Origin of the sequence: Flavobacterium sp. EDS, from assembly GCF_020991525.1 — a bacterium.
Classification (GTDB): Bacteria; Bacteroidota; Bacteroidia; order Flavobacteriales; family Flavobacteriaceae; genus Flavobacterium.
Genome location: NZ_JAJMOZ010000010.1, coordinates 90,029 through 107,506 on the forward strand (window position 1 = coordinate 90,029; position 17,478 = coordinate 107,506).

Genomic DNA, 17,478 nt, shown 5'->3' on the forward strand with positions numbered 1-17,478 from the left:
AATTGAAAATTTATATATATAATTTTTAAAATTACATTTTATTTTATCAATTCATCTAATAATGAAGTTGTTAGCTTTTATTTATAAGACGTACTGTAAAATAGGTTTCAAATAGTAAAAATAAAAAATAAGGGATAAAAAATGCTCCAAGATCAATTATTGGATCTTTAACATGCGCTTTTATTAACGGAATCAAGAAAACAATAGCTGCCATCATTCTTAAAAAGCTTGCTCCTAGAAAAGCAAACCCAGTATAAGTTGGGAAAATTTTATGCACATAAATTAAAAACAAGTACACTAAAAAAGTAGCTATAATATTAAATGTGTAAATACTCCATGTGGAGTAAAAAAAAACTAATTTATCTGATAATGATTGTATTATAAAATATTGTGCGACAAACAATACAATCGAAAAGGGAACAAAATACTTAAGGAAATCTACAACTCTATTCATTATTTATTTAAATTTTTAACTTGTCGGATGACATTATAAAGTGCTAGGAAGACAGAAAATAAAGACAAGATAATTGTCCATAATGAACCTCCATTTGAATACTTTTCATCTAACCAAATACCGAGATAGGAGAATAAAAATATAATTACTCCCATCTGTATTGGAATGTTAATAAAAACTAACCATTTATTATTTTTCTGGTTTTCATTTGGCTCTTTGTCCGTCATTTATTACACTTTTAAAATCTGTTGCCATAATACATGTTGCGGTAAAATCGGCACCTGGCTCTACTGATAATTTACTTGTTGTTACTTCTCCATTAATTTTTGCAGTTGCTTTTACATTTAAAAGCTCAGCAACTTTAATTTTTCCTGTGAATTCTCCTTCAATATCAGCATTCTGGCAAATGATGTCACCTTTAACTTTACTTGCTGGACCAAGTACAATTTTCCCTTTTGAGGTGAAATTGCCTATTAATTCGCCATCTAATCTAAAATCGGCTAGAGATGTAATGTCTCCTGTTATGATAGTTCCTTCGACTATTCTGTTGGTTTTTCCTAAGTGTTCTGTGGTAAATTTTGGGGCTTTATTAAACATGTTTAAGGTGTTTTAGGAGCTAAATACGCTTCTAAATTTTTATTAATTTGTACTATACTATAATTATCACTTGATATTATTACTGCAGGATATAATACCAGATTATATTTTTTGTTTTCCTTTAATACTTTGGCAACATCATTTGCATAAATTTCTGATTTTATACCGTGAATGGTAACAAATCCTGAATCCAAATCATATTTATCAAAAGAATAAGTCAGTTTTTGGAAGTTCTCATCAACTAAGAATTTTTTAATAATATCCTCAATTGTTTTTCTTGCTTTCTCATCCTCGATCCCAATTTTATAGAGTATTTTCCAGTTATTGCTGTCTGTCGTTGTGAATACTCGTTTCTCTAAATAAGGAATCTGATTAACTAAAACATCTTGTGCTTTTTTACCTTCTTCACTATTAGGATAGTTTTCTGCAACATTTTCTATTGCTTTTTTATACGCAACTAATCCTTTGGCTTTTCCTAACGTATTGGCTTTTAATAATTCAAACTTAGATACAATTTCATCTCCCGAATATTGATTAATTAGTTCATCAATATTATTTAAAACTGTTGCATATTTTTCTTCTTGGAATAATTTATACCACTTTTGATATTCTTTTTCTGGCGCCTTTATTCCTGCTCCTTCATCTAAACCATTATTATTTATGATTTGTGCATAGCGTGAATCTGGATAACGAGTAGTTATATCCAGTTTCATCGATACCGCTTTTGCAGGATTTGTAATCTCGTAAATTTTATACAGATTATACATCGATGGCAAAATCAATTTTTCTTCAGGATTATTCTTTAATAATTGCTCTAACTTATTGCTTGCCAATTCATATTCTTTGAATTTCTCCTTATAAATAAGTCCTAACTGGTAGTAAGAAAAATTTCGTTCCTGAACAATACTGTCTATTGCTTTTTTGTCTTTTGGAAGTTGTTTCAAATAAAAATCTGTAGTATATTTTTCAACTATCACATCTGTTTTAATTGAGTCATTTTCAACAATAGTTGTCGATTTATCATCATCAGAATTTGAATTTGACTTGCTAGCTGGTAACCTCCAGTTGCTATTTAATTCTCTATTTCCCCACAGTTTTTTAAACTGTAATTTCCCATAAGCAACTGTAGAAGGATTATAAAAATAAAAAACACTTGCAACTTCATTTCCTGTTGGCGGACTTGGAATTCCACTTTTCTCAGAATTACCTGGTAAAGCTCCTTTTGCAGTTATTGTTTCTAAGCCTCCTCCGTTTGTATTTCGTTCGATATTGGCAATTTTCTCCTTTTGTTTTTCTTCAAGAATTCGTTTTGCTTCATCGGCAGTTTTTAACTTAGCGATATACTCACCAAAATATTTTACTCTGGCAGAGTCCGAAAGTCCAACGACATTTATAATACTATCATTACGTTGTGCAATACCTTCATATTTTATAACATCATCTAAATTTTTTCTAGTTTTCTGGATATAAACATACTCTCTAGTTTTAGGATCCATTTTTACCAAAGTACTATCATAATACTTTGCTGCCAATGTATAACTAGCTTTTTTAAAGTACATATTCCCAATGTTTCGATAAGCTGATGCTACTAAATATGGATCTTTAGATTTTCTTTTTAAAGAAGAATTATAAAACTCTAATGCAGCTTTTTCGTCTTTATTTTTATCAAAAAAGACTCCCATCTCATAAAATATTACATCTAAGAATGGTCTGTTTTCTCTATCTTTAACTAATTTATTATATGTTTTGATGAAAAGTTCATTATCTCCATTTTGATAATCAAATAACTGAGCCTTTTTTGCGTAAGCATGAATTACATACTTTCGTTCCGCTCTTCTGTTCATATCAATTACCGATTGATAAAAATAAAGTGCACTATCTCTCTTATTTGTTTCCTGATACAATTGTCCTAAAATAAAACGGTATCTCGATCTTTGTGGATTTCTTTTGGTAAATTCTTCTGCAATTTTAAGTTTTGTAATTGCACTGTCTTTTTGTTCCAAATTGATAAAAGCTTCTGCCAATAACGCATTTGCATCGGAATATACTTGTTTCTTTAGTGCAACTCCTTTAATTAATTTATAGATGTTTTTTATAACCAACTCATCATTACCTAAACGCATATTGGTTTTTTCACGCCAAATTCTTGCAGTATTGATATTACTACTTGTTGGATATTTATATAAAATATAATTAAATGCTTCCAGAGCAGGTAAAAATCTCTGGTCATAATAACGAGCCTGACCAAGCATTAAATATGCTTCGTCTATCTGACTGTTTTTTTCTCGTCCCCCAATATTCATCGAGTGTTTCTGGATGGCTTTGGTTGCTTTTGTCTCTGCAAGTTGAAAATCTGGATTTTTAGCTTTAGCTTCATCCGAATTACCTTCATCAATTTGCATTCTTTCAATAGGCAATAATTTCCAAAAATTATCAGTATAATTAGCTTCTATCGCTTTCATACCTTTATCAAAACCCAATTGTCCATTATACAAAATATTATACTTTGTACTCAAAGCATGAGAGTTTCTTGCCAAAAACGTGTCTCTTTTTGTAGAACAAGCTATCAAAAAGGAGATAAATAAGAACAGAAAAATGTATTTAAATAGATTGTTTTTCAATGGGAAACACTTTTAACATTTAACATCTAAAAAAGTTTTTTAGTATAATGACTGGTAAAAATACGCTTCTTTTTGAAATATTTATATCTAAACGGCAAAAAACGCCTCGAGTTCTTGAAGTGTTTCTCTAGAAGTTTGAATATCTTTTACAATTTCTCCTTTATTTAAGGCAACAATTCTATCGCAAACTTCAACTGTATGTTGTAAATCATGACTCGAAACTAGAACAGTAACATTCGGATTATCAGCTAGTTCTTTAATTATTTTTTTTAATCGACTCACAGTTGTTGGATCTAAATTAGCAAATGGCTCATCTAAAACAATCACTTCAGGACTACCAATAAGTGTAGCTATAATTCCTACTTTCTTTTGATTTCCTTTTGATAAATCACGTAGGTATTTTTTATTATTTAGAATTTCACCATTAAAAAATTCTTCGTGTTTTAATAACAATGCATCAACATCTGCTTTATTTTGTTCCCGTAAATCTCCTACAAAGTAAAAATATTCTTCAGGAGTTAGGTATCCTATCAAAAAACTTTCGTCTAAAAAAGAACCGGTAAAAGATTTCCATCCCTCATCATTGTTTACTTGTATAGTATTATTAATTATATTTCCTGTAGAGGGTTGAATCAAATCTAATAATAAACTAAAAAAAGTAGTCTTTCCAGCCCCATTGTTTCCTACTAATCCAAAACTTTGTCCTTTTGGAATCTCAAGATTTTCTATTTTTAAAACTGTTGTTCCGTTATATGTTTTTGAAAGTTGATTTACTTGTATCATGATAATTTTGATTTTTGATTACATCAATTGAAGTTAATTTTCTAATTGACACATTTTGAAATTGATGAACTAACTCTTTTGTTTGTATGCACTTATGGTTTTATATTTTTCGATTTTATATCTTTTTTCAATTAAAAGAAAAACCTTGTCTCTAAATACAAAACCTATTATTCCTGCTAAAGCAACTAATGCTAAACCGATATTAGGATTTCCTAGAGAGAAACCAATCCAGTACAATCCCACTGGCAGTAATAATTTAGGAAGCGTAAGTAGCATTGCATTTACATTGAACGCTTTTTTATCTCCAAAAGCACCACTAGTCGATGTTAAATCAATTGGCGTTTTAGTAAATGCCCCTCCTAAAAGTACTAAATGGGAATTAACACCAATATTATAAATTGCTCCAACTACAATTGTAAGGTACACTTGCCATCCAAAATAAAGATAAAATGACGCTATTATTGTTGATACAATTGTTGCAATAACTATTAGCCACCATTTTGATGTAATATATCCTTTGTACGGGATATTTTGTGTCATCATAAGTTGGTAATACGAACTATCCCAGCTTGGTACAAATTGTCCGAAAGTAAACAGGAAACCACCTGAAACAAAGATACCCGCAAAAATGTGCATAACAGGACTATTATATGATTTGACCCCTCCAGAAAAAAACAATAAACCATAAAACAAGAAGAGAATACTCATCATGATAGTCATCTTAGACCTTTTATTTCTCTTTATAAGTTTAATATCATTTTTAAGAAACGTTCCTAATGTACCAAATTGATTAAGCCATGTCAGATTTTCGGTTTTAGCAATATCATGTTTATTCGAAAGCCCTGCATCAAGATATAAATTGCTTTTAAAATAATTAAACGTTACATAATACAATCCTATCAAAACCAAAATCGGAATAAGAAAAAATCCTTTTATTGCATATAATCCATCAAAAAACAAAACAGTATAATTTGTAATATCAAAAAGATTATAATATTGTAATCCTCCCAGAATGGCTATTATTCCAAGAAAAAGGGCAAACAATTTATCAATATTACTTAATAAAATATTCAAGTAATTATTGATATAAATTAAAGATATAATCGCTAAATGCCAACAGATTACGCCCAATATATCGTATCCTTCTATTAATAATACTATTGTAAAAGGAAGAAAAAAGAAAGCATGAATGATATTAAAAAATGATAAAGCTGTTTTTCCAAGTGAAAAATGAACTATCGTTTTCTTCTGGATTCTTAATGTTAACAAAGGTCTTATGTTAAGCACTGGAATGGCTTGCATCAATAGTCTAATGGCTAAATCGAATAAAAAATAATAAACTAAGAATTTATTAATAGTTAGTAAAGGATCAAGATTCAACTTTTTGAGTACATAAAAGACTCCAGCCCCAGCAGCTATGAAAATAAGTGAGAAATAAACTGCCAGAAAACCTATTATAATTTTTAATGCTACATTGGCACCAAAAGAGGCAGACCTAGAAAAGGCTTTCCATTCGAGATAAATAAATTTTTTAATCATTTTTTTTTGGTTTAGTCAGACGGTAAGTATGTAAATGTAAGAAAACGTTACAAACAAAATAAAATATTACTTTTAAATACCAATCATTTAATAGCGGTTTGCTACTTTTGCAAAAAAATAATATCATGCCTTCATTCCTAAAACTAATAATAAAAGAAGTAAAACGCGAAACTGCAGCCGCAGTATCGATACTTTTTAATGTTCCTGAAGAACTAAAATCAAACTATACTTTTGTTGCAGGACAATATATCAATTTACGATTAACACTAGACAACAAAGAACTTCGTCGTGCTTATTCTATTTGTTCTTCTCCAGAAAGTGGTGAATTACGAATTGCTGTAAAAGCTGTGAAAAATGGTGTTTTTTCTCAATTTGCAACAACAAAACTCAAAGCTGGGGATGTCCTTGAAGTTGGTAAACCAGAGGGTAAATTTACATTTGAACCTGATCCAGAAAGACAAAAGAACTATGCTGCATTTGTTGCGGGAAGCGGAATAACTCCTGTTCTCTCTATTCTAAAATCTGTTTTAAAAAGTGAACCAAAAAGCTCATTTGTATTGGTTTACGGAAATAAAACGGTGGAAGACACTATATTTCACCAAGAACTACACGATTTACAATTGCAATATGTGGGGCGTTTATTTGTACATTATGTTTTTAGTCAGGCTAAAGTAGAAAATGCATTATTTGGCAGAATTGATAAATCAGCGGTAAATTATGTGTTGAACAACAAGCACAAAGAATTACAATTTGATAAATTCTATTTATGTGGTCCTGAAGAAATGATCAATACCGTTTCAGGGATTTTAAAAGAGAAAAATGTCAAAGAATCTGCTATAAAATTTGAATTATTTACTTCTTCTACGCAAGAAAATAAAATTGATACTTCATTAGAAGGGCATTCAAAAATTACTGTTCTTGTTGATGATGAAGAAGTTTCTTTCGAAATGTCTCAAAAACAGACCATTCTTGATGCAGCTTTAAAACAAGGAATAGATGCTCCTTATTCTTGCCAAGGCGGAATTTGCAGCAGCTGTCTTGCTCGTGTAACTTCTGGTTCTGCAGAGATGAAAAAGAACTCAATCTTAACTGATAAAGAAATCGCAGACGGATTAATTCTTACTTGCCAGGCACATCCAACATCTGAGTCTATTTATGTAGACTACGATGACGTTTAGTATTTAATATCAATATTCAGTAGCAGTCACAGTTTTGAGACATTTATTGAATATAAAATATAAATCCATAAAAAAAGAGTTTGCAATGCAAACTCTTTTTTGGTTTTATAAGCTTATTTTTATGTATAACAAGATTCCTGAATACTAAAAATTGTGACTAAATACTAATTTATTACAACTGCGACTGAATACTAGATACTACTTTATCTGGCGAAATAGTTCGCATTACATCTTCATAACCAGGAACTATTTTGTTTCCATACACCGATGTTGGTAATAAAGGAAATTTAGTTCTATCTGATACCAATGCTTCTTCTATCTTTTGATTAAATGGTAAGAATCCTGCGTATGGATGTGTTGCTCCCCAAAGTGTAATTACTTTTACACCTAGCATTGCAGCAATATGAGCATTTCCTGAGTCCATAGAAAGCATTACATCAAGATTACTTATCAATTTTAGTTCTTGCTGAAACTTAATTTTTCCTGCTACATTTATTACATTTTTAAAAGGCTTAGAAAGCGATTCTAAAATTTCGATTTCTTTTTTTCCTCCACCAAAAAGTAAAATTGTATGCTCTTTATTTTCAGCTAATTTTGCGATTACTTCCTGCATTAAATCCAAAGGATATACCTTAGATTCATATTGAGCAAAAGGTGCAATCCCTAATAATTTCTGATAGTTTTCTCCAATCAGATCTGTAATTTCTGCACTTAAAACCGCTTTTTTAGGAAATGTAGGATTAGATAAATCCACCGAAAAACCTAGTTCTTCAAACACTTTTCTATGTCGTTCAAACATCGTTGGTAATTGCTTGAATATCTTATTTTCTGCTCGCATTAATGCCTTTTTATCCTCTCTTGCTTTATCAACAAAAGCTGTTTTTTTTCCGCTTAAAGCGAATAAAGTACGAACAACTTTAGATCGTAAAACATTGTGTAAATCGGCAAAAGCATCAATATCCAACTTTTTTAAATCTTTATATAGACGCAGTAATCCGACAAAGCCTTTATGACGCTCTTTATCATCAAAAACGAAAAAAGTCAAGTTAGGAATACCATCAAAAAATGGTTTAAAAAATGGGCGTGAAATTACGGTTAATTGAACCTCAGGGTGCTGTTTTACAAATGCGCGTAAAACAGGAACCGTCATAGCGACATCTCCCATTGCGGAAAGTCTCATGACGGCTATATGCTTAATTTTATTGGACAATTCAGCCAATTATTTTTTATTTTGGTATAAAACAGGATTCAAATCATCATCATTGTACATTTTCATTTGTTTGTACACTTTCATGAATTTATCCCCATTTTCAATATCTGTTAACAAATCATCAATTGCTGTAGACAAATCACTTCTTTGCTCTAAAAGTATATTTAATTTTTCCTGACATTTATCTCTATGCTCTTGAGTCGCTTCTGCACGAGTAGCTTCTTCATTCATATGATAAATTTTTAAAGCCAAGATTGATAGTCTATCAAATGCCCATGCTGGACTTTCTGAATTGATTTTGGCACCGTCTTTTACTTTTACATTGCTAAATTTTTGTAAAAAATAGCTATCGATATATTCCACCATATCAGTACGTTCCTGATTAGAGGCATCAATCCTTCTTTTTAAAGCAAGTGCAGCAACTGGGTCAATATTCGGGTCACGAATAATATCTTCAAAATGCCATTGTACAGTATCTATCCAGTTTTTTAAATATAATAAATGTTCAAATTTATCTTTAGGATATGGATTGTTTATTGGCTGATCAACATTATCAAATTTATGATAATCTTTGATGCTTTGTTCGAATACAGAATATGCTAATTTTGAAAACATGTCTTTAATTTTTATAGATACAAAGATACTTTTTATACTTTTATAAAAAAATATCAAATCATAAATCTATTTATCATAAATCAGATTTTAAAATAAATTAAAAAATACCATCATGCAGATTCATTATTTATCCGAAAACAACAGCGTATTGAACCATTTTTTAGGTCAGATACGAAATATAAAAGTGCAAAACGACAGTATGCGTTTTCGAAGAAATATTGAACGGATTGGTGAAATTATGGCTTATGAGATAAGTAAAGATCTATCATACAAAAACGTAGAAATAGAAACCCCGCTTGGCATTAAAAACACTACCGAAATAGATGATAAACTTATTTTATGTTCTATTTTACGTGCCGGTTTACCATTACATATTGGTTTTTTAAACTACTTTGATGAAGCCGAAAATGGTTTTGTTTCTGCATGTAGACATCATCCAAACAATGATGATGAATTTGTAATTTTGGTCGAATATCAGGCCTTATCTAGTATCAATAATAAAACCGTTTTATTAATAGATCCAATGTTGGCAACTGGCCAATCTATCGTTGCTGTTTATGAGAAATTAATACAAAATGGTGCTCCAAAAGAAATGCATCTCGCTGTTGTAATTGCTGCTCCAGAAGGTGTTGCTTATCTAGAAAAACACCTGCCAGATTCTTGTCATTTATGGATTGCTGCCCTAGATAGTAACTTAAATGAGAAAAATTATATAGTTCCTGGATTAGGGGATGCTGGCGATTTAGCGTATGGAAATAAATTATAACTGAGAGAAAAAGGTAAATAAACTACACAAAATCAAGACTCCAAAAACGATTTCATTGTTTAATTTATTTTGCGAAAACTCTATATGACTTGACCCCATAATAGCCAAAGGCGCAACTGTAAACAATAATAAATCGTTGCTTTTATTAGGAGACACTAAAAATATAATAACTCCAATAAAAAAATAAGCTACAATTTTCTTATAAGAGGAATGTAGTAACAACGGTCTATTTGATAAAGTCATTAACAATGAGACTACAAAGAATAAAGCGACTGCAACGTAGATAGATAAAGCTCCATTTTGGTAATTATTGGTGAAATAATTAATTCTAAAATCTACAGCTACACGATCATGGAAAAATGCAAGTACATCAATATTAAATAATAAAGCAACTAATAAAAAAAGTGTAGCTATAGCAAAAAGAGCTATAAATGGTAAAATCCAGTTTCTATAATCGCCTGCAACGTGAAAAATAATTGATATAAATACCAATACCATAAATAAAATACTCCAAAACTGGAATAATGAAGCCAGTAATATCCATAATGAAGCATCGAATATCTTTTCTTTTGATGCTTTAAGAGATTGCAATGACAACAATCTACGAAGAGCCAATAAAACAAAGAAATTAGCTAGTAAAATGTTCGGATTATTAAATGCAGAAGGGAAAAATAAAGTTAATAATAAATAAAAAAATATCGTGTAACCATTGTCTTTACTAAGTCCGTTCTTCTTGACAACAAAATTTGTTATCAACATCGATCCTAATACAACGATCAATAAACTTATTTTTTCTGAAATTGAAATAAGCGATTTAGTCCAAGAAATATCTTGAAATTGAAAGATGAAAAAGAAAACCAGCATCAAAATTACAACCAATGAATAATTTAATGGTGTAGATTTTTTAAAAACACTTGTTATCATAAGGATATTTTATACTTTTGTGACTGTAAATATAATACTTGTTTAAAAAGGAAACCAACAACTTGAAATAAAGATTCTGATTATCGGGATTTATAACTTCAATGCGTTACAAAACAATAAATAACAAAATAATTTTATAAATTATGACAACTTTTTTTGAAGGAATACAGTACTTATTCGTAAACATTTTATTTGCTCCACTTGATTTTTTACGTTCATTAGAACTTGTATCATGGTTTGGTGCTAATACAATTAATTGGATTTTCATGATTATCTGTACAGCTGCAATGGTATATTGGATTAAACAATTACGCATTTTTGATGCAGCCGGAACAGAAAATCAAGATACTACGGCTCACTCTTTTTTAAAGTAAGTCGAAGCCAATATCTTTTCTAAAATACATCTTATCAAAATTTAGCTTGTCTATGTTTTGATAAGATTTTTTTATGGCCTCTTGGAAGTTGTCTCCATACGAAGTCACAGCCAAAACTCTTCCTCCATTACTTAACACATTGTTGTTATCCAACTTTGTTCCTGCATGGAAAACAATAGAATCTGAAATATTTTCTAATCCAGAAATTACTTTTCCTTTTTCAAAATCCTCTGGGTAACCTCCTGAAACAACCATAATTGTTGTAGCGCTTCTTGGGTCTACCTCTAGAGAAATTGTATCTAGTTTTTCATTGGCTACAGCCAAGAACAATTCTACTAAATCAGTTTTTAATCTCGGAACGACCACTTCAGTTTCTGGATCACCCATTCTTACATTGTATTCTATAACGATTGGCTCATTATTAACATTTATCAATCCAATAAATACAAAACCTTTATATTCGATTCCGTCTTTCTGGAAACCTTCGATTGTAGGTTTAACGATGCGTGTTTCGATTTTTTCCATTAAAACAGCATCAACATAAGGAACTGGAGAAACTGCTCCCATTCCGCCTGTATTTAATCCTGTATCACCTTCTCCAATACGTTTGTAATCTTTTGCAGTAGGAAGTATTTTATAGCTTTTACCATCCGTTAATACAAAACAACTTAGCTCGATACCATCTAAGAATTCTTCGATAACAACTTTTGAACTCGCTGCACCAAATTTTTCATGAACAAGCATGTTTCTTAATTCCGTTTTAGCTTCTTCTAAATCTTGAATAATCAAAACTCCTTTTCCTGCTGCCAAACCATCTGCTTTTAAAACATATGGAGGTTGCAATGTTGCTAGAAACTCACATCCTTTTTCTACAGTTGCTGCAGTAAAACTATCGTAAGCCGCTGTTGGAATTTTATGTTTCATCAAAAATTCTTTAGCAAACTCTTTACTTCCTTCAAGTTGTGCACCTAATTTTGATGGCCCGATAACCGGAATATGTTTTAAACTTTCGTCATTTTTAAAGTAATCGTAAATTCCTTTTACCAATGGATCTTCGGGTCCAACAACAACCATACCTATGTTTTCCTGAAGCACTAAGGTTTTTATTGCTTCAAAATCGGTTGGACTAATGTTTACATTGTGAGCAATACCTGCTGTTCCAGCATTTCCTGGTGCCACAAAAAGTTTATCGCAAAGCGGACTTTGAATCATTTTCCATGCAAATGCATGCTCTCTTCCTCCTGAACCCAATAGTAAAATTGTCATTGTATAGTTGTATTTAGTTGTGGTGCAAAAATAATTGCTTTTAACCTTAAAACAGAATTAATTTTTAAAAAGTTGTTGGTTCTTGATTTTTAGTTGTTGGTAAGTCTTATTTTTGATAAAATTTATGCTCCAAATGCTTCGACTTTTTGATCTTTCTCTTCTTATAAATGGATTTCCAATTAAGGAAGCAAAAGCTGAATTGGAAGCCATTATTCAATTTTCTGAAGAAGAACATGCTCTATTTATTCAGCATAAAAAAGAGGAGATCGTTGTTTATCATTTGCAAAACAATCCGTTTTACAAATCATTGGTTGGTTCTATAAATACCAAAAACTGGAATGATTTACCTGTTTTGAACAAACAGAATTTACAAAAACCTCTTTCTGATAGGCTATCTAAAGGTTATTCTATAAAAAACGTTTACCTCAACAAAACCTCTGGATCAAGCGGAACTCCTTTTGTTTTTGCCAAAGATAAATATTGTCATGCCTTAACCTGGGCTTCAAATAGTATGCGTTTTGGTTGGCACGGAATAAATTTTAATACTTCGTATCAGGCGCGTTTTTATGGAATTCCAATGGATTTTATTGGAAACAGAAAAGAACGTTTAAAAGATTTTTTTAGTAACCGCTATCGCTTTCCAATTTTTAATTTATCAGATATTGTTTTGGAACGGTTTTTACAAAAATTTCAAACAAAAAAATTCGATTACCTCAACGGTTACACAAGTTCGATTGTTTTGTTTGCTAAGTTTTTAGAAAAGAAAAATATCGTCTTAAAAGATATCTGTCCAACATTAAAAACTTGTTTTGTTACTTCAGAAATGCTTTTTGAATCTGATAAAATTCTTTTGAAGAAGCAATTGGGGATTCCTGTTGTTAATGAATATGGAGCCTCCGAACTTGATTTAATTGCTTTTGAAAACCCTGAAGGAGAATGGCAAATAAATACAGAAACTCTTTTTGTCGAGATTCTAGATGAAAATAATCAACCTGTTCCCAATGGAACTGAAGGCAAGATTGTAATTACTTCTTTGTTTAACAAAGCGCATCCATTTATTAGATATGATATTGGCGACATGGGGATTCTGGATAAAAAAAGTACATCACAAAAACCAATCCTTAAAAAACTTATTGGCAGAACCAATGATATTGCGTTATTACCTAGTGGGAAAAAATCACCTGGCTTAACCTTTTATTATGTTACCAAAAGTATTATCGAAGACGATGGAAATATAAAAGAGTTTATCATCAAACAAACTCAAATCGATACTTTTGAAATTGAATATGTATCTGAAAAAGAATTAAATACTAACCAAATTGATGAAATTAAAACTGCAATTGTTCATTATTTAGAGCCTAATTTAAACTTTACTTTTACCCGAAAAACAGTTTTAGAAAGAACCAATCGAGGCAAACTAAAACAGTTTAATTCTTATCCTTAATATAAATAAAATCTTACATTTGTTTTTTAATTAAAACTCATGGACGATCAATCTCTGCTTTCTGAAGAAACTATTTCAAACAAAATATATTTTATCCGTAACCAAAAAGTAATGTTGGATAGTGATTTAGCAATCCTTTATGGAATAGAAACAAAACGATTAAACGAACAAGTAAAAAGAAATATCTCTAGATTTCCCGAAGATTTTATGTTTCAACTAACTGAAGTTGAGTATAATTCTTCAAGGTCGCAATTTGCGACCTTGAAGAATGGCAGAGGATTTAACTTAAAATATTTACCTTTTGCTTTCACAGAACATGGTGTTTTGATGCTATCAAGTGTCCTAAAAAGTGATAAAGCAATTCAAACTAATATCCAAATCATGCGTATTTTCACGAAAGTAAGACAAATGCTTCTGGACACAACCGAAATTAAAGTTGATATTCTGCAGATTCAAAAAGAAATTAGAGAATCATGATAAAAATATTGAATTGGTCTTTTCTTATTTAGATGAACTCACTGAGAAAAAAGAAGACGAAAGCGAAAGAGTAAAAATTGGATATAAGAAATAATTCTTTAAGGTCGCAATTTTCGACCTTAAAGAATACTAAACTTTCTTTATATATCTTGGCTTAATAATCAATTGTGTGAACAAAAATCGAGTCGTATAAATGCATGAAACCATAAAATTAAATCCATGAAATCGCCTGTAAACGCCAAAATTATGCTTTATCAATTTAAACTTTGAAGATGAAATTGAATCTTTTCTTATCCTATAATAAGCCAAAGATTCAGGAACAGGTTTTGCTTCTTTAATTTGCTTTAAAATCGTAAGCCACAAGCGCCAATCTTGTCTTTTTTGAGTCGCTTCGGTAGTAATTTTTCCAAAAAAATCAACATCGTAGATTGCAGTTAAATTGCCTATATAGTTACAAAAAAACAATTCCTGATAAGTCAATTTTAGTGGAGCTTCTATCTTTTTGTTTAAAACATTCCCTTCTTCATCAATCCACTCGTAAAAACTAAACGTAAAAGGCAGATTCTTATCTTTTAAGAACTTTATTTGTTTTTCTAATTTTAAGGGAAACCATAGATCGTCAGCATCAAGAAATGCTATATACCTCCCATTTGCTTTATCCAAAGCTACATTTCTAGCAAAACCATTTCCTGAATTTTTTTCTAATTCTATAATCTTTATTCGATTATCGACTTGAGCAAATTCATTTATTATTGTTACTGTATTATCTGTCGAGGCATCGTCTACCAAAATAATTTCCCAGTTAGGATAACTCTGGTTTTGTACAGATTGCACCGTTTGATGAATAAATTTTTCGCAATTATACGTTGGAATTATAATAGAAACTAAATCCATTAATATGCTTTATCATCGCCTTTTAGCGTATTACGAATCGTATCAAAAATTATTTTTATATCCAATAAAATAGACCAATTTTCCATATAAAAAATATCATATTTAACTCGATTAATAATATCCTTATCCGATTCAACTTCGCCACGAAACCCGCTCGTTTGAGCTAATCCTGTAATACCTGGCTTGACAAAATGCCTTACCATAAATTTATTGATTTTAAGCGCATAAACCTCCGTTACGCTTAACATATGAGGTCTTGGTCCTACTACTGACATATTTCCCATTAAAACGTTGAAAAATTGTGGCAGCTCATCAATACTCGTCTTACGAATAAACTTACCTATTTTTGTTATTCTCTCATCGTTTTTAGAAGCCAAATTTATATGTGCTCCATCATTTAATTTCATCGATCGAAACTTATAACAATAAAACTCTTTATTATTCAATCCATTCCTTTTTTGCTTAAAAAAAATGGGGCCTTTTGTTTCTGATTTTATTAAAATTCCTATAATTGGTATTAACCACGAAAGTATTCCAAGTATAATTATAGTAGAAAAAACTATATCAAAAATACGCTTAACTACTTTATTAAAATTATCATCTAGCCGGATATTCCTTAACTTAAGAACAGGTATATAATCATAATATTCGAACATAAAATTTCTGAAAAATATTTGTTTATCGTCTGGAATAAACTTTAATGTCTTCAAATTATTATCTGCAAAATAAATAAGATCTCTCATTTGTTGTTGCGATAAATCAATCATAGAACAATACATTTCATCTATTCTATTTAATAAAACAAAATCTTTCATTTGATTAATTTGGCATTTTTTCTCACTCCCAATATCAAATATATGCATCAGCTTATATCCATAATCTAAATTATCAGTAAAAAAATTTTGCAATGGAGCAACGCTCTTGCTATTCCCAATTAATACTACTCGTCTGAAATTACCTCCATATAGTACCCTGAATTTTTTTAGGAAAAAATAAATAGAAAATTTAATGGTCAATATCACCAAAAAGGATGAACTAATAAACACAATTACTGAAGGTAAACTTATTCTTTTCGAATAAAAAAAAGCTAATGCAAAAACTACTAAACTAAACAAAACATATTGCTTAAGTGCACAGTTTAAAATTGCAATTACTTTAGTATATCGATATACTTCATAAAAACCTAAATGTACAGCAATAGAAACCCAAGCAAAGCTTAAAGCTAAAGGAAATACAATTTTGTGAACAGGAAAATCAATTATATAAACCGCAAATAGATTAATGATAATTAAATCTATCAAATATGAAAAAGGCCTAATATAACCTGAATATCTTCCTGTTTTTGTACGCATCTACCTTATGTAATTTGAAAAATCTTTATGCTCTTCTTTCGATAGCTCTTCTTTAGAAAGGGACTTAAAATAATCATATGTAATTTTCATACCCTCTGCACGATTAACTTTTGCTTCCCAACCAAGCAATTCCTTTGCCTTTGTAGTATCTGGCTGTCGTTGTAATGGATCATTAATCGGTAATGGGTGATAAACTACTTTTTGATTTGTTCCCGTAAGTTTTATAATTTCTTCTGCGAAATCTTTTATAGTAATTTCATCTGGATTTCCAATATTAACTGGATAAACATAATCAGAATGTAACAATCGGAAAATACCTTCTACCTGATCATCTACATAACAAAATGAGCGTGTTTGCATACCATCTCCAAAAATAGTTAAATCTTCTCCACGAAGTGCCTGACCAATAAAAGCCGGAATTACGCGACCATCATTAAGTCGCATTCTTGGCCCATAGGTATTAAAAATACGCACTATTCTGGTTTCTACACCATGAAAAGTATGATATGCCATTGTGATAGATTCTTGAAAACGTTTTGCTTCATCATAAACTCCACGTGGCCCTATTGTATTTACATTTCCATAATATTCTTCTGTTTGTGGATGTACCAAAGGATCTCCATAAACTTCGGATGTTGAAGCTATCAAAATTCTTGCTTGCTTTACTCGTGCTAAACCTAATAAATTATGAGTACCCAATGAACCAACTTTTAATGTTTGGATTGGAATTTTTAAATAATCAATCGGACTAGCTGGTGAAGCAAAATGTAGTATATAATCTAAATCTCCAGGAACATGCACAAATTTTGTGATATCATGATGATAAAATTCGAAACTTTCAAGTTTAAACAAATGCTCGATGTTTTTTAAATCACCAGTAATTAAATTATCCATTCCGATAACATAATAACCTTCTTTTATAAAACGGTCGCAAAGATGTGAACCTAAAAATCCTGCAGCTCCTGTAATAAGAATTCTCTTCAT

Annotated in this window: 18 protein-coding genes; 5 read left to right on the forward strand and 13 right to left on the reverse strand. The window is 30.4% G+C overall.

What is annotated here, in order from left to right; all coding sequences use genetic code 11:
• Positions 1-70 precede the first annotated feature (70 nt).
• From LPB87_RS14790 to LPB87_RS14815, 6 genes are all read right to left on the reverse strand, one after another.
• Positions 71-454, reverse strand: coding sequence for a hypothetical protein (locus LPB87_RS14790; protein ID WP_230728402.1), 384 nt, complete (start codon positions 452-454; stop codon positions 71-73).
• Positions 454-681, reverse strand: coding sequence for an AtpZ/AtpI family protein (locus tag LPB87_RS14795; RefSeq protein ID WP_129540376.1), 228 nt, complete (start codon positions 679-681; stop codon positions 454-456). Before LPB87_RS14795 ends, LPB87_RS14790 begins: the two co-directional genes overlap by 1 nt.
• On the reverse strand, positions 659-1,051 hold the full coding sequence (locus tag LPB87_RS14800) for a polymer-forming cytoskeletal protein (RefSeq protein WP_230728403.1): 393 nt from the start codon (positions 1,049-1,051) through the stop codon (positions 659-661). The genes LPB87_RS14795 and LPB87_RS14800 overlap by 23 nt, the downstream gene beginning before the upstream one ends.
• A 2-nt stretch (positions 1,052-1,053) precedes the next feature.
• On the reverse strand, positions 1,054-3,588 hold the full coding sequence (locus LPB87_RS14805) for a gliding motility protein (protein WP_347349799.1): 2,535 nt from the start codon (positions 3,586-3,588) through the stop codon (positions 1,054-1,056).
• A 171-nt stretch (positions 3,589-3,759) separates the two neighbouring features.
• On the reverse strand, positions 3,760-4,455 hold the full coding sequence (locus LPB87_RS14810) for an ABC transporter ATP-binding protein (RefSeq protein WP_230728405.1): 696 nt from the start codon (positions 4,453-4,455) through the stop codon (positions 3,760-3,762).
• Positions 4,456-4,524: 69 nt separating this feature from the next.
• Complete coding sequence (locus tag LPB87_RS14815) at positions 4,525-5,994, reverse strand: DUF5687 family protein (RefSeq protein ID WP_230728406.1); 1,470 nt, start codon at positions 5,992-5,994, stop codon at positions 4,525-4,527.
• 125 nt (positions 5,995-6,119) lie between these two features.
• On the opposite strand from LPB87_RS14815, the gene LPB87_RS14820 reads away from it, so the two are divergent.
• Complete coding sequence (locus LPB87_RS14820) at positions 6,120-7,172, forward strand: ferredoxin--NADP reductase (RefSeq protein WP_129540371.1); 1,053 nt, start codon at positions 6,120-6,122, stop codon at positions 7,170-7,172.
• 172 nt (positions 7,173-7,344) lie between these two features.
• On the opposite strand, the gene LPB87_RS14825 is transcribed toward LPB87_RS14820, so the two are convergent.
• Both LPB87_RS14825 and LPB87_RS14830 read right to left on the reverse strand, forming a co-directional pair.
• Positions 7,345-8,352 carry a glycosyltransferase family 9 protein gene (locus tag LPB87_RS14825; protein ID WP_230728407.1) on the reverse strand — a complete coding sequence of 336 codons (1,008 nt, stop codon included), beginning with the start codon at positions 8,350-8,352 and terminating at the stop codon, positions 7,345-7,347.
• A 39-nt stretch (positions 8,353-8,391) separates the two neighbouring features.
• Entirely contained in the window at positions 8,392-8,997 is a 606-nt protein-coding gene (locus LPB87_RS14830; RefSeq protein WP_129540369.1) for a DUF4254 domain-containing protein, read from the reverse strand.
• Positions 8,998-9,109: 112 nt separating this feature from the next.
• Here LPB87_RS14830 and upp point away from each other — a divergent pair, with 112 nt between their 5' ends.
• Entirely contained in the window at positions 9,110-9,763 is a 654-nt protein-coding gene (upp, locus tag LPB87_RS14835) for a uracil phosphoribosyltransferase (RefSeq protein WP_129540368.1), read from the forward strand.
• Here the strand turns inward: upp and LPB87_RS14840 are convergent.
• Positions 9,758-10,687, reverse strand: a complete 930-nt coding sequence (locus tag LPB87_RS14840) for a DUF6427 family protein (protein ID WP_230728408.1) — start codon at positions 10,685-10,687, stop codon at positions 9,758-9,760. The two genes, upp and LPB87_RS14840, sit on opposite strands and share 6 nt — an antisense overlap.
• Positions 10,688-10,830: 143 nt before the next feature.
• Between LPB87_RS14840 and LPB87_RS14845 the strand changes: the two genes are divergently transcribed.
• Positions 10,831-11,061 carry a uracil phosphoribosyltransferase gene (locus tag LPB87_RS14845; protein ID WP_129540367.1) on the forward strand — a complete coding sequence of 77 codons (231 nt, stop codon included), beginning with the start codon at positions 10,831-10,833 and terminating at the stop codon, positions 11,059-11,061.
• On the opposite strand, the gene purD is transcribed toward LPB87_RS14845, so the two are convergent.
• Positions 11,053-12,327, reverse strand: a complete 1,275-nt coding sequence (gene purD, locus LPB87_RS14850; protein ID WP_129540366.1) for a phosphoribosylamine--glycine ligase — start codon at positions 12,325-12,327, stop codon at positions 11,053-11,055. The two genes, LPB87_RS14845 and purD, sit on opposite strands and share 9 nt — an antisense overlap.
• Before the next feature lie 133 nt (positions 12,328-12,460).
• On the opposite strand from purD, the gene LPB87_RS14855 reads away from it, so the two are divergent.
• Together LPB87_RS14855 and LPB87_RS14860 are read left to right on the forward strand one after the other, a co-directional pair.
• Entirely contained in the window at positions 12,461-13,771 is a 1,311-nt protein-coding gene (locus LPB87_RS14855) for a phenylacetate--CoA ligase family protein (protein ID WP_230728409.1), read from the forward strand.
• Between the two features lie 39 nt (positions 13,772-13,810).
• Positions 13,811-14,248: an ORF6N domain-containing protein gene (locus LPB87_RS14860; protein ID WP_255673256.1), complete on the forward strand. Its 438-nt coding sequence runs from the start codon at positions 13,811-13,813 to the stop codon at positions 14,246-14,248.
• A gap of 129 nt (positions 14,249-14,377) precedes the next feature.
• Here LPB87_RS14860 and LPB87_RS14865 read toward each other — a convergent pair whose 3' ends face one another.
• The 3 genes from LPB87_RS14865 to LPB87_RS14875 are packed head-to-tail and all read right to left on the reverse strand — an operon-like array spanning position 14,378 to position 17,478.
• Positions 14,378-15,142: a glycosyltransferase family 2 protein gene (locus LPB87_RS14865; protein WP_230728410.1), complete on the reverse strand. Its 765-nt coding sequence runs from the start codon at positions 15,140-15,142 to the stop codon at positions 14,378-14,380.
• Entirely contained in the window at positions 15,142-16,494 is a 1,353-nt protein-coding gene (locus tag LPB87_RS14870) for an exopolysaccharide biosynthesis polyprenyl glycosylphosphotransferase (protein ID WP_129540363.1), read from the reverse strand. Before LPB87_RS14870 ends, LPB87_RS14865 begins: the two co-directional genes overlap by 1 nt.
• Positions 16,495-17,478: a UDP-glucuronic acid decarboxylase family protein gene (locus LPB87_RS14875; protein ID WP_129540362.1), complete on the reverse strand. Its 984-nt coding sequence runs from the start codon at positions 17,476-17,478 to the stop codon at positions 16,495-16,497.